The 12,906-nt window shown below is 40.7% G+C and carries 11 protein-coding genes and 1 CRISPR repeat array; all 11 genes read right to left on the bottom strand.

Annotation, left to right across the window (positions count from 1 at the left end; translation table 11 throughout):
- Nucleotides 1-8: 8 nt before the first annotated feature.
- Nucleotides 9-1,859: an ABC transporter substrate-binding protein gene (locus H8S54_RS04435; RefSeq protein ID WP_186901010.1), complete on the bottom strand. Its 1,851-nt coding sequence runs from the start codon at nucleotides 1,857-1,859 to the stop codon at nucleotides 9-11.
- A gap of 16 nt (nucleotides 1,860-1,875) precedes the next feature.
- Nucleotides 1,876-4,452 (bottom strand): ATP-binding protein, encoded by a 2,577-nt coding sequence (locus tag H8S54_RS04430; protein ID WP_186901009.1) that lies wholly within the window; start codon nucleotides 4,450-4,452, stop codon nucleotides 1,876-1,878.
- A complete protein-coding gene (locus H8S54_RS04425; protein ID WP_186901008.1) occupies nucleotides 4,449-5,288 on the bottom strand; it encodes a substrate-binding periplasmic protein in 840 nt (279 codons plus the stop codon). Before H8S54_RS04425 ends, H8S54_RS04430 begins: the two co-directional genes overlap by 4 nt.
- A gap of 504 nt (nucleotides 5,289-5,792) precedes the next feature.
- Nucleotides 5,793-6,484: a CRISPR direct-repeat array (repeat unit 32 nt; unit sequence ATTTCAATCCACGCTCCCGCGAAGGGAGCGAC).
- A 178-nt stretch (nucleotides 6,485-6,662) separates the two neighbouring features.
- Entirely contained in the window at nucleotides 6,663-6,953 is a 291-nt protein-coding gene (gene cas2, locus H8S54_RS04420; RefSeq protein ID WP_173766759.1) for a CRISPR-associated endonuclease Cas2, read from the bottom strand.
- Between the two features lie 11 nt (nucleotides 6,954-6,964).
- On the bottom strand, nucleotides 6,965-7,996 hold the full coding sequence (gene cas1c / locus H8S54_RS04415) for a type I-C CRISPR-associated endonuclease Cas1c (protein ID WP_186901007.1): 1,032 nt from the start codon (nucleotides 7,994-7,996) through the stop codon (nucleotides 6,965-6,967).
- Nucleotides 7,993-8,658 (bottom strand): CRISPR-associated protein Cas4, encoded by a 666-nt coding sequence (cas4, locus tag H8S54_RS04410; RefSeq protein WP_021926687.1) that lies wholly within the window; start codon nucleotides 8,656-8,658, stop codon nucleotides 7,993-7,995. The genes cas1c and cas4 overlap by 4 nt, the downstream gene beginning before the upstream one ends.
- The gene (gene cas7c, locus H8S54_RS04405) at nucleotides 8,658-9,569 is read right to left on the bottom strand and encodes a type I-C CRISPR-associated protein Cas7/Csd2 (RefSeq protein ID WP_021926688.1); all 912 of its coding nucleotides are present in this window, start codon (nucleotides 9,567-9,569) and stop codon (nucleotides 8,658-8,660) included. The genes cas4 and cas7c overlap by 1 nt, the downstream gene beginning before the upstream one ends.
- Complete coding sequence (gene cas8c / locus H8S54_RS04400) at nucleotides 9,570-11,318, bottom strand: type I-C CRISPR-associated protein Cas8c/Csd1 (protein ID WP_186901006.1); 1,749 nt, start codon at nucleotides 11,316-11,318, stop codon at nucleotides 9,570-9,572.
- Entirely contained in the window at nucleotides 11,315-11,977 is a 663-nt protein-coding gene (gene cas5c / locus H8S54_RS04395; RefSeq protein WP_021926689.1) for a type I-C CRISPR-associated protein Cas5c, read from the bottom strand. Before cas5c ends, cas8c begins: the two co-directional genes overlap by 4 nt.
- Before the next feature lies 1 nt (nucleotide 11,978).
- Nucleotides 11,979-12,419, bottom strand: coding sequence for a hypothetical protein (locus tag H8S54_RS04390; protein WP_117852401.1), 441 nt, complete (start codon nucleotides 12,417-12,419; stop codon nucleotides 11,979-11,981).
- Nucleotides 12,403-12,870, bottom strand: a complete 468-nt coding sequence (locus tag H8S54_RS04385) for a DUF3990 domain-containing protein (protein WP_186901005.1) — start codon at nucleotides 12,868-12,870, stop codon at nucleotides 12,403-12,405. The genes H8S54_RS04390 and H8S54_RS04385 overlap by 17 nt, the downstream gene beginning before the upstream one ends.
- Nucleotides 12,871-12,906 lie beyond the last annotated feature (36 nt).

Below are 12,906 nucleotides of genomic sequence, written 5' to 3'. Positions count from 1 at the left end.
CATTCTTCTCATCTCACATTAATGTAGTCTTCAGGTTCTGCAAGAATAGCATTTTCATCTGAAACATATTCTATCCAGGTATCCTTCACAAAGGTGTCCCCTCCCTCAAATACCATATTTTCATCTGCCGGATAGGCTTCCATATGCTTTGATATTGCAAGGCAGGTTACTGTAAAAGTATCATTATCCTGAATTGATTTTCCATCCTTTGTAACCTTGCTTAATGTATAGCCATCATCTGTTTCCATGACCTCCGCAGAAATACCGCTGAACACTGGCAGAGAGCCACGGTTAAAGGGAATCAATCCACCCTGATAGCCTTCTATGAAGTTTCTGACCGTCTCTTTCAGTTCGGCTCCGCTCATTTTGCAGCTGTATGCCAAAAGACTATTTGGCATGATCATGCATCTGGCCATTTTTTCTGTATAGCCAGCTTTGAGCACGTTTCCTGTAAAGCTGTTGCCTGTTGCGATCAGCACATCCGTTCCATAAATGCCGCGCAGGGTATTTGCCATAACCGAATATGCCGCATTCCCTCCACTGCTGTGAAAACGGTTGGAATAGGATTTCTGTGATTCCAGCACAATATTCTCAGAAGTATCTTCCTTTTCAAGAAGCTGAGAATTAAATGACTGATAGGCCTGCCCGGCATCGTATTCTCCTGAAATCATCCTGGAAACCACATCCTTGGAAACAGAGAAAAAGTCATTTGACGCAATGCGGATATACATATGGTTTTCTTCGATCACAGGCTTCACATCCTTCAGATATTCCGTAAGATGGATGTTTACATTCTGGCTGTAGCTTAACAGATCCTGCCCATCATAAATGATCTGGTTCTGCGCATCCTCTGAAAGCATTGTATTCAATACCTTCATTGCCTTTTTCCTGCGAGCTTCATCCTGTGCCAGATCACGGTTTAAAGCCACCTGGAAATACGGCGTGGTCATCAGCCACTTTTCGCCGTTCTCCTGAAAGAATGGAAGAAATGTTGTGTTGATGCCCTGATCCTGGAACATTTTTACACCGGAGGAGCTGCCGAAATACATGGCAAGCTTACCACTTTGGAACATCTCAATCACAGCATCATAGTTCATATCCAGATCATCCTGGCCAAGGCCTGTATCCTTGATAAACTGTTCCATGCGCTCAAAAGCCTCCGGCCAGACTGTATCGTCCAGACCTTCTCTCTTTGTGTTATCCGGATCACTGTAAGCGGTACGCCACTTGCGTCCGGCATTAGAAGACAGCTCTGATGCAGACAGACCCTGCAGTGTTTCCATGCAGGTGTAATCATAATAATAGTCTGCCGTAAACCCACGGATTCCCACCTCTTCAAATGCCTGGCAGGCAGAAACAAAGCTCTCATAATCAGTTGGAAGAGGAATATCATATTTTTCAAAAAGATCCTTGTTCACCACAAAGCCATGGGCATCTGCGCACACAGGGAGCCAGTTTATGCTGCCATCCTCATTCATAAAATTGCTGAGATATGTATCATAGACAGCCCCTGCCGCATTGGTTGTGGAAAGATCCATCAGACTGTCTTTCAGGGGACTTGCGTCATGCAGGGAAAAACGACAGCAGGTTATAATATCCGGCAATCCGCCGTTTTCATCAAGAAACTTATAAAAATCCAGATCATTATTGCCTACTACAAATTCAACATTGATATTCGGAAGCTGTTCCTGGATGTAGGGTGCATATTTTTCATACAGGCTTGTACTCCATAAATACACCGTGATAGTTTCTGCATCTTCTTTTTCTGCACTTTTTCCGCCGCAGCCTGACAGAAGTGATATGGCTGTCACCATCACCAGAAGTACAGACAAAACTCTGTTCCATTTTTTCTTTCGCATTACGAATCCTCCCTTTTTATCTCCCGAAAATCTGATCCAGATTTTCCAGAATTGCATCTGCACTGATTGGTTTTGCAATATGGCCGTTCATACCTGCCTTGATTGCCTTTTTGCGGTCTTCCTCAAAAGCATTTGCGGTCATTGCAATGATCGGTATATTTGCGCATTTTGGATCATCCAGCGTACGAATCTCCCTGGTTGCAGTATATCCATCCATCTTCGGCATCTGAATATCCATGAAAATCAGATCGTATTTTCTGCCTTCTGCAGATGACATCATATTCACAGCATCCGTGCCATCCTCTGCGATATCCACATCCAGACCAATTTCCTCCAAGATTGCAGTTGCAATCTCGCGGTTCAGCTCATTATCCTCTACAAGAAGAGCTTTTTTGCCTTTATAGCTTCTCTTGCTTTCTACCTGAGGCTTCTGATTCTCACTCTTGATCAAATCTCCTGGCTCCGGAGCAGGCTCCTGTTTCACTGCTGCTCCTGCTATTTTGCATTCAAACGCAACTGTAAATTCCGTTCCTTTTCCCACTTCACTTTCAACCTGGATTGTACCGCCCATCATATCCACAATATTTTTGGCAATTGCCATTCCAAGGCCGCTTCCTCCGATTCCGTTCTCTGTGACGGTATGCTCTCTTGAGAAGGAATCAAACACATGCTTTCGGAACTCCTGTGACATTCCGTTTCCGTTATCCTTCACCCTGAAGATAACGGTTGCAAATCCATCTCTGTTGCATGGTTTCTCTGAAACACAAATGCTGATCCTGCCACCAGCCGGTGTAAACTTTACCGCATTGCTGCTTATATTCAGAAGTACCTGTGTCAGACGCAGCTTGTCGGTAATAATATCTTCATAGAGTATATCCTGTGTATCAATAGAAAGCTTCTGCTGCCTGGAATATGAAGAGCCCTGGATGATCGTTTTCAGGTCATTCAGAATATCCGGCAGGTGTACCGCTGCATATTCAATTTCAACAGAGCCACTCTCAATTCTGCTCATATCCAGCACATCATTGATCAGACTGAGCAGATGCTGGCCAGATGTATGGATCTTTTTCAGATAATCCAGAACAAGCTCTGTATTATCAATATGTGCTGTCGCAAGTGCTGTGAATCCGATGATCGCATTCATGGGTGTGCGGATATCATGGGACATATTATTCAGAAACACTGTTTTCGCCTTGTTCGCATGCTCCGCAGCTGCAAGTGCATTTCTCAGGTTCTTATCCTGCTCTATCTCACGCTCTTTTTCCTCTGTGGCATCACGGTTTGCAACCAGAACGGTACATAGTTTCCCGTTTTTATCATATCCCTGCGGCACAATGATCATGGTCAGCCATCTTTCATCCACTGTCTGAGCTGTAAAGCTCAGCATCTCACGTTTCTCCAGACGCTTTGCCACAGTACTCATACTGATAAATTCCCGATATGCCTTCTGAAATGGCTCTGCAATAACCTGCCTTATAAGCTCTTCCTGGTGTGCTTTGGAAAGCATATCCCCTTTCTGGTCCGGCTTCATGCTCTTTGAAGCTTTTACGATCTCGATTTCCTCTGTCTTTATATTCACAAGAGAAATCGAGGAATATGCATGACCAAGTGCATCGATCACGCGAAGTCTTTTCTGATCCTGAAGGATACTTCTCTTTTCTGTTCTGCTCCTGCTCACCCGGTAAAGTGAAAAAAGAAGCAGTGCAAGCAGCACATAAATCATACATACCGTATTCCGTGTGATGTACACCTGATACTTCGGGAAAAAGATATATGCATCGTAGTCCTTTATCTTCTCCTGACGCCCATACCAGATCCCGTTTTTTGAATGAAGGCGGACAATTCTATTCACATCTGCTTTAAATTGGTTTTTATACAGACTCTTCGCAGCTTCTATAGAGCGAGAAGTAAGCTCCTGTTTATTTGTGCTGACAACCTTGTTATCATCACAGATTACAACACTTCCATTCATCTCAAAGGGAAAATCGGAAAACAACGATGCCATGGTCAGATCACCGTTAAGCTCATTTACTTCCTCTTTCTGCGCATATGCGATCAGGATTCCTGCTGCGTCCTGCCTTGCCACTGCCGCAAAATCGTAAAGCTTTCCTTCATTTCTCAGACGGGTTGTATAGGTCTTTTCCGGATGATCAGCAATATCATGTACATAATCACATTCGATCAGCTTCTGCCACAGCGGCATGGCATCTCCATCCTTCGCTGTCTGTTCTGCCACCTTCTGGTCCTGATCCAGTACAAGGATTCCTGTCAGACGCTGTTCCCTTGCATATTCATCCAGCATCTCCTCGCTGAGATTGCCTTCCTGTGCTATGACCCGGCTTAATTCTGTTGTTTTGTCCATAAGACGTACCAGACTCTTTACCTGGTCATTAGTATTATAAATCTCATACCTTTCAATCCAGGTTTTTACAAAATCAAATGTCTCATTTAGTGTATTATTCAGTTTATTATTATCACTTGCTGTCAGCAGAAGAAAGGTCAGGATTCCGAAAAAAATCAGGATAAGCACCAGTAGACATGCATTTTTATCAAACCTCTTTTTCTGCATCTGCTTTCTTATCTTTCTGCTCATTTACTTTCCCCTTCAGGCAGAATCTCATCCGCATCCAATCCGTATTTTGAAACTATTTCTTCTGTAATGCCCTCATCCTGCATCTCTTTGAGGGTTTCTGTAAGATCAGCTGCTGCTTCCTTGTGGGTTCCTTTTTTAAAAGCAACGCCAAGCTCTGATTTATAAGGACTCTCCTTTAGCATACGGTAAGCCCCCTCACCATCCTGCACCAGGCTGCCAAGCATCGCCTCATGTCCCGCAATTGCATCTGCATAATCTTTCCTAAGTGCGGCATAAAGCTCATTTGTGGTAGAAAAGCAGTTTACCTGCTCCATCTGCGGAAGATCGGATTCAATCTTATGAAGAAAAAGATCCTCTGCTTTTGTAGTAGCCTGCACTGCAATCCTCTTCCCTTTCAGCTCCTGAAGCGTCTGGATTTCACTCTCGGCTCTTACAACCACCATCTGACGGCTGTACAGATAGGGTCCTGCCCACTGATATTTGTCTTCTCTTCCGTTCATGGAATAGCTGCTCCACAGACAGTCTATTGTCCCATCAGCCAGCAGCTCATCCTTGTCCTCCCAGACTATATTCTCAAATCTGGGCTGATATCCCAGCCTCTGAAAGGCTTCCCTGGCAAGCTCCACATCAACACCTTTGTATTCGCCGTCGCTTGTCTGATAGCTGTAAGGTTCGAAGTAATCTATTCCGATTACTATCTCCGGCAGTTTGCTGTCTGCCCCTTTTTCTTTCTTTATTATACATCCTCCCAGTATAAAACTGCCAGCCAGAAGAAATGCCGTAATGTAAATTCTATTTCTATGGGTATGGGAGCTGCTCTTTCGATTTTTTCTCATATCCAGTTCCTTTCCATTTTATCACTGTTCAGTAGTCTGCGTTTCGGTGTTTCGCCGTCTCACTATGCGAAAGCAAAGCTTTACCGTATTAATATTTAAAAAGCAAAAAGAGAACAGTCGATATATTTTCGAACTGTTCTCCTGCTTCCAAAGCCCACGCAGTATTGGCATGACTGTTTCCTGATCATTTTCGTCTATATCGTTTTTATAATATCACAGGCAGTTATGTTTGTCACTTAAAAATTTGAAGTTCAAACCCAAAAGTTCTTCACTTTTCGTCTGCATATACTAAGTACGGTCACTGATAATCCCATTAGGAAAAGCTACCTGATAATATCCGTATCGTCCTCTGTTTTTACATATGGGGTATGGCTGCTGTCCTTGCCGCCCCGGCTGGTTCTTCTGAAATCGGTGGAGTGTTCGGTGTAATTGGTGGTATCGATTCGTTTTTTAATTTGGGTTCTGCCGTTACATCCCAGATTATCCGCCCATCATAATAGCCAGATTTCAATCCACGCTCCCGCGAAGGGAGCGACCTTCCATTTCCATTATGATTTTTTCGCGTTCTGCATTTCAATCCACGCTCCCGCAAAGGGAGCGACAGATTCCGAGTGGCTGTCCTTCTCCTGTACCATTATTTCAATCCACGCTCCCGCGAAGGGAGCGACTTATCACGGTCAATTCTAATTTCCGATATAGCAATTTCAATCCACGCTCCCGCGAAGGGAGCGACTGTGAACCCCAAAAGGAGGGCAATCAATGACCAGAATTTCAATCCACGCTCCCGCGAAGGGAGCGACCCTCGCCGCAACGTTAATGTCAGTAGGGTTCAATTTATTTCAATCCACGCTCCCGCGAAGGGAGCGACTATACCAGCAACATATATGGAGGGGAGCTGGCAATTTCAATCCACGCTCCCGCGAAGGGAGCGACTACTGCGAGGATGTATGGCAGGTGGATCCAATAATTTCAATCCACGCTCCCGCGAAGGGAGCGACAAAGGAGCTGTCCGAAAAGCTTCGCAGCCATGAGATTTCAATCCACGCTCCCGCGAAGGGAGCGACCTGAAGGCACAGCAGGAGAACGAAATGTGCAAAGCATTTCAATCCACGCTCCCGCGAAGGGAGCGACTCATATCGCAAGTCTGTTGATGGTGGTATGTGTATTTCAATCCACGCTCCCGCGAAGGGAGCGACAGCAATATTTCACAAATCCTCAAGTTAATATTGTGAAACATTGACAAATGCTACTCAAATTAATTCTTTAAGCATTAATGTATAATATATTAATAAACTAAAAAATATAGTTTTAAATCATTTTTCTGGTGCGAATCACTTTATAAATTTATGTGCACTTCACATTCGCACCAGTAATTTATAGAATCAGTGGCTGATCTACCGCAATTCCATGTTCAACTCCAACATGTTCTACTTTTGTCTGGTATTTATTGCCTAAATAATAAAAGCGTAAACTATCTACATTCTCATCAATAATATCAATTAAACTTTGTTTTAACACTACACTTTGCGCCTGGTCTAAAATGCATTCAAACACCGAATTCTGAACACGTCTGCCGTAGTTTTCACATTGTTTCGCCACTTTTCTTAACCGTTTTTTTCCTGATACAGTTTCTGTATTAACATCATATGTGATAAGTACGAGCATAGCAATTTACCTCATTTCCAAAGGAATACCGGATATCCGTCTAAATCACCGCGCAAATATCTGGCAAGCAGCATAGCTTGTACATATGGCAGCATTCCCCATTCAACTTTTTCTTTTAAAAATGGATGTGTAATAACCTCTTTCTTTTTATTTTGCCATTCTACTAATACCTTTTTGCGCAAATCATCATCCATCAAAACTGCTCCATTTTCTTTTCGTGAAAAATTTTTGCCATTTACAATCTTCTTATTAATCAAGGATAATACAAAGCGATCTGCATAAACGGCTCGAAATTCTTCTATCAAATCAAAAGCCAGTGACACTCTGCCCGGTCGGTCTGTATGAAGATATCCAACATATGGATCCAGGCCAACAGTTTCCAGTGCTGAAGCAATTTGATTTGTTAATAAGGTATAAACAAACGAAAGCATCGCATTTACATTATCTAATGGCGGTCTTTTATTACGGCCACTAAAAATAAAATCTTTTTTCTGTTGCAATATCAATTCATTAAAAACACCAAAATAAATGCTGGCTGCCTCACCTTCATATCCTCGTAACTGCTCTTTTGACTCTGCATTCTGTATTAATTCCAACGCATCCTTTAGCTGCAAAGACGCTTTTTTTACGCGTTCTGAATCAATTTGCATTTCATGGTCACGTAAGGATCTTTCTAAAATCCATCTTGCATTGTATACTTTACCCAGAATACAGTTTTTCGCAATTTTCAAGCTTATATCTTCATCCTTACAACTCTTATATTGTTGTTCACGCAAAAGAACGTTTCCTCTTGTTTTTCCAGATACCCTTGCCAGAAACTTTCCTTGTGGGCTTAGATAACATATAGAAATATTCCGTTCTGCGCAAGCACCCATCAGTGCCGGACTTGTTCCCCGATATCCAAATGATACGATACCTTCCAAATTATGTAATGGCAACCGCCCAATCTCTGTTTGATTGTCATATACTACAATCGTTTCTCCTTCCAATCCCAAATAACTATTTTCAGATGTCACATATAAAGTATTTAATAATTTTTTCACCTTGCATCCTCCCTTAATGACTGCGTTATATAAGCGGTCACTGAAGTCGTCTTTTCTAACTTAGGGAGACATATTTCTTTTAATGAACAGCTATTGCATGATTTGCCTGTTTTCACCTTTGGCGTATAGCCTCTGCTATAATACTGATGCATTTCATCAAATAACTCTTTTACTTCATCTCTTAGTTCTTGTGAAAACAATACGTTTTCTCGTCTTCTTGTCTCCCCGTAGAAAATTGCCCCTTCTGATATTTCAGTCGAAAACATTTCTTCCAAACACATTGCCTGCGCTGTAAGTTGTAGTTTGTCCTCTTCTGTAATTTTGGGTTTTCCTTTTTTATACTCTACTGGAAATACTGAATATAATCCTCGATGTCCAAATAACGAAATACCATCCTCACACTTATGAAATTCTACAACATCACACTCTCCTGAAATGCCCATTTTTCTGGATGCTATTGGAAGAGCTCTTACAATAATGGTATCTTTTCGTTTTTCTTTACTCATAGGATCATGCACTTTTTTATGCATCAACTCACCAATAACTGTATGAACATTTTCAGCCCATTGCTGTTCAATATGAATTAATGCCCACTGCCTCCGGCAAAATTTAAAATGTTGTATTCCCGACAACATCAAATAGTCATCTTCTTTATATTCCATCAAATCATCCTTTTCACTTCAACTGAATCCGGAATCGCTTCTTCATGAACACACACTTTATAATCCTGGTATTTTCTCGGATACTCCACATCCTCCTTTTTTGATACTTCCACTGCATCAAACAGCTTATATGCCGGACAGTCTCCTAATTCCTTACTGTGCTTAAATACAATCAGTTCTCGTACTGCCATTTTTCCTCTTGCAGCTGAATGATCATTTTCAAACATATTAATAATAGCATCCCATAAAAGCTCCAGATCATCCTCTGAAAATCCTGTTACCTTTCTCGCCAGATTTGCAGAAATATATCCTTCTACTCGGTATAATCCATATGGAACTATACATTTTCTTCCCATCTCTGTGCTCTTATTTTCAGCATCTTTCTCTGTTGTAATCGCCACTCTTGTAATAGTCACTTCCTGACTGATGATCGGATCAATACTTCTGGCAAAGCCAATCTGCACCGGTCCTCTTACTTGTCCACAATTCAAAGCAGCTTTGACAAATGTTGTCATAACAGCACCAAATGTACGAATATCATAAAAATTCTCGCACATGTAATCTCTTAACTTAAGATCTACATTTGGATCATTTTTCTTAAGTTTTTTGAGTGCTTCTGTTACCTTTTTATCGTCGTTCTCTTCCACCCCAAGTTCTTTGCAGGCTTCCCGATCACTTCTGTTAAGCGGCGCATCTTCTTTAATATAAATTTTATACCCTTTCTCCTCTTCTTTGATTGTTTCAATATAATTACGGATTTTTCGCTTAATACAAACATCCGTAACAAGACCCAGACCACTTTCCGGATCAATTCTTGGCATATTCCCTGCATCAGGATCTCCATTTGGATTTCCGTTTTCCACATCAAATAATACTACAAACTCATACCTGTTTTTTATTGCTTCGCTCATTTACTTCTCCTCCTTCTTCTCGTACCTTTTCTGCACCTGATGATAATATCCCAGCATAAATTTCCCCTGTTCTTCCAGTGAAAAACGGCTTGGAAATCCCTGCATTTTCTCAGACAATTCTATTTTACCTATAAGTTCAGTTAACAGCTTTTCATAATACACCTTCGTTCCTGCTGATTCCCTTTCTATTTTTTTCATATGACTGTTTTTTAATTTGATTAATATAGGGAATACAGATGCCGGTGTTGCACAGGCAGAATTAAAGTACCGATCTCTGATGGTAGCATTAATTCCTGGATTCGCCTCTCTTTGAATAAATTCCAATACCGCAAACAATCTTCCAAGAACATAAGCTGTCTCTTTGCAATCCTCGTTCAATCCCATGAATTTTTCGCCTTCCTTCCAATTGTAATTCTTCATTAAAACTGCTTTTATGATCGCCGCTCTTCCACATGTAATGTTCCCCTGTTCTGAACGGATTCGAATCAATGTATCAGTATATAAGGTTGCCGGATATCTATTATTCTGAAGAACTGCATTTAACACCATTGCCGCCATACTGGGAATCGGAGTTTTATCTTTTGACTTTTGATTGACCGTTTCAAACAACATTTTTTGAATACCTAAATAGTTCAATTCCACCCAGGCAGGTTTTATAATTTCCATTCTCTGATAGTGTTTGGATAAATTCTCCAAAATATTGCCAAATGAATTTTGATAAAAAAAGCGAACTGAAAGCCTTGCTGCATTTGGTGCCAGACAAAGAATATAGAATTTTTGCTCCATGTTTAACTGGATATCTTGCACATCTACCCTTATACCTCTTTGCAGATTTCCGAACAGTTTTTTCATTTCCTCTTGATTATCCACTTGCGGATTCATCCATGACATAAAAGTTTTCTGATATTCTTCTTTTCCGGATTCTGCCCAGAATACAATCATTGAATCACCTAACGGAAAACAGTATTCTCTTTGATTGAGTAAATAGTTGAGTGCTGTTGTATATGCAAACTCTGCATATTTACCAACCGGTGCATTATAACTTTGTTCTTTGCCATAAGATTCGAAAGCCGGTGCATTAAATGAAACCAGTGCAGCTCCACTTGACTGTGCTCCCGGAACCCCTTTTATCCCTTTATGAATACGTGAAATATCCGTTCTCTGTCCGGTTACCAGACAGATTCCTTGCTGATCGTTGCTTTCTGCATTTCTCGCTTCTTCCCATAAAGCTTTTATTTCATCGTCTTCTTGCGCCTCCAAAGCTCTCATGCCAAAAATAATGTTCCCACCCTCATTCAACTCTTCCCAATATTCTCTTAAAATCGGATTCTCTTTTGCAGTTTTCGGATTCCAGTTTCTAAAATAAGCACAGATGGCTTTTGCCATTGCACCTTTTCCTTTACTTAAAATTGATAGGTGCTTATCCTTTGCTGCCAAAAAGCAATCCATTATTCTTGGTTTTGTTCCGTCCTCATCTATTCCAAGCAGATATTTCGCATTATCGCATAAGAAATTTGCAGAGATTCCAGAAGATCTTATAACCATCTCGGGAACGAATAGCATTGGAGCAATTAAGACTTTCTTTTTCCCTCTCTCCTCTTCTTGTTTCAAAGAGACTATTCCTTTTATTGTTCCGTCCCCATTCAATTCAATTACGTGTGACACTTTAGCCTGACACCATCCTGCTTTTGCCACTTTTCCTTGCTGAAGAAGATTTTCATAATACTCTTCCAAAGCCTGTAGAATCATCGAAACACCTCACAATCCGTAAGATCTAATACCCCTTTCTTCATAACTGCTCTAAAAAACATGGGCTGAATATTCTCCAGATTACTATAGTCCATATCATATAACATGAATCCCAAATCCTTCTCTGGTACTTCACTATATATAGTCGTTATGTCATTTTCCTCACATAAGCAAAACTGTGCCGGGAACTCTCTGCATCCAAAATATGGCATGTGATAGCATTCACCCCGTTTTAGTCTTCGCATTATGATATCCTTAAATTTTCCTGCGTTATCAGATTCATTTGCCTTATTGGTCAATTCAAAATGGGCTTCTATCACATAACATACATCACATAAAATCAAAGATGCTCTCTGAACAATGTCTTCCTTTGTGCTTATATAAAATGGTCTCTCATCTCCGTTATATGCCTGTAAAGCATTGCTCCTGGAAACTTTGCTCTTTACTTCATTTCTTCGAACACTTGTAAAACGAATCGGATTTTTTACATAAATCTTATCGATAATCCAACGCATTCCGGGGTGCCAGTAAATTGCTTCCAGAATTCCTCTTGCTGCGGACGGCGTCATGACATCATAAGAGCATCGTTCCACTTTAAGCTCGGGACGTGAAAACAAGGCATAATCCCCCCATACCTTTACTTTTACGCCAATCCCCATCTTATAATACCTCTCCTTTCTTATAACAAACTGCTATATAATCCCTTGGCTGATAATAAAAATCTGTATTGAAATTCGATATACATTGATCGATCCAGGAGTGATATACCTCCCACAGTCCTTCTAAAATCTCATCATCTGAATAGCTGTCTTCGATTAACCGTTCATATACTTCACCAATATCCCAATAATCCGGGATTTTATAATGGCATTCAGATACATTGTCAAAATTCCCCTCTTCTATTTTGCATTCTTCCGAAAACTCATATGCAACTTTTTCTATAGGTTCACAGTGAAAAACATCTGCATATTCATAAATCCTGGCAATTCTTTCTTTTCCAAGAAAATCTGTCACCTCTTTTCTACTTCTTTTTTGTTGACGACCAATATATTCAATCAGACTACATGTATAAAACAGTCTATTATTATTTTTTGTTCCCATATACTTCCTCACTTCCCACATACTTTAGCGTATCTAATGCAGAGATCGTATGAAAACTGATCTGATGTGTCGGATGACTGAATTTTGCCAATTCCCAGAAAGCTGCTCTTGAAATTTTTCCATCTATATAATTCTGGATATAATTATAAATAGTGTCATCTGCCATAGGTCCTTCCACAATGTCGTAAGTATGTGATTTTCCACTTCTGCAATGCACGATAAAATCAAGCCACTCCTCTGTCATTTCGTCAAAAACCAGATACTTCAACTTATTATCAGGTGTATATTCATAGCAATTCAATACTCCTGATGTTCCATAACGTGTTGCCCACCGTTTTGCCTGTTCCGGAAGTTTTGTACAATAAAAGCCAAAATAAAAATCTTTATGATACAGTGCTTTTCTGATTTCCGGAAATTCTACAACGTCCTTGCCTCCATGATATAAAACCATACAATGTCTCCTTATTAATCGCTTCTACGGTTCACT

This window comes from Blautia segnis (assembly GCF_014287535.1).
Classification (GTDB): Bacteria; Bacillota; Clostridia; order Lachnospirales; family Lachnospiraceae; genus Blautia_A; species Blautia_A acetigignens.
The sequence above is the reverse complement of the archived record's forward strand: the minus strand, read 5'-3'. Positions and strand labels throughout refer to the sequence as shown.

What these genes read in the sequence shown, in the direction of transcription:
- H8S54_RS04435 (WP_186901010.1), bottom strand. Translation starts at nt 1,859, where the DNA reads ATGCGAAAGAAAAAATGGAACAGAGTTTTGTCTGTACTTCTGGTGATG.
- H8S54_RS04430 (WP_186901009.1), bottom strand. Translation starts at nt 4,452, where the DNA reads ATGAGCAGAAAGATAAGAAAGCAGATGCAGAAAAAGAGGTTTGATAAA.
- H8S54_RS04425 (WP_186901008.1), bottom strand. Translation starts at nt 5,288, where the DNA reads ATGAGAAAAAATCGAAAGAGCAGCTCCCATACCCATAGAAATAGAATT.
- cas2 (WP_173766759.1), bottom strand. Translation starts at nt 6,953, where the DNA reads ATGCTCGTACTTATCACATATGATGTTAATACAGAAACTGTATCAGGA.
- cas4 (WP_021926687.1), bottom strand. Translation starts at nt 8,658, where the DNA reads ATGGAATATAAAGAAGATGACTATTTGATGTTGTCGGGAATACAACAT.
- cas7c (WP_021926688.1), bottom strand. Translation starts at nt 9,569, where the DNA reads ATGAGCGAAGCAATAAAAAACAGGTATGAGTTTGTAGTATTATTTGAT.
- cas8c (WP_186901006.1), bottom strand. Translation starts at nt 11,318, where the DNA reads ATGATTCTACAGGCTTTGGAAGAGTATTATGAAAATCTTCTTCAGCAA.
- cas5c (WP_021926689.1), bottom strand. Translation starts at nt 11,977, where the DNA reads ATGGGGATTGGCGTAAAAGTAAAGGTATGGGGGGATTATGCCTTGTTT.
- H8S54_RS04390 (WP_117852401.1), bottom strand. Translation starts at nt 12,419, where the DNA reads ATGGGAACAAAAAATAATAATAGACTGTTTTATACATGTAGTCTGATT.
- H8S54_RS04385 (WP_186901005.1), bottom strand. Translation starts at nt 12,870, where the DNA reads ATGGTTTTATATCATGGAGGCAAGGACGTTGTAGAATTTCCGGAAATC.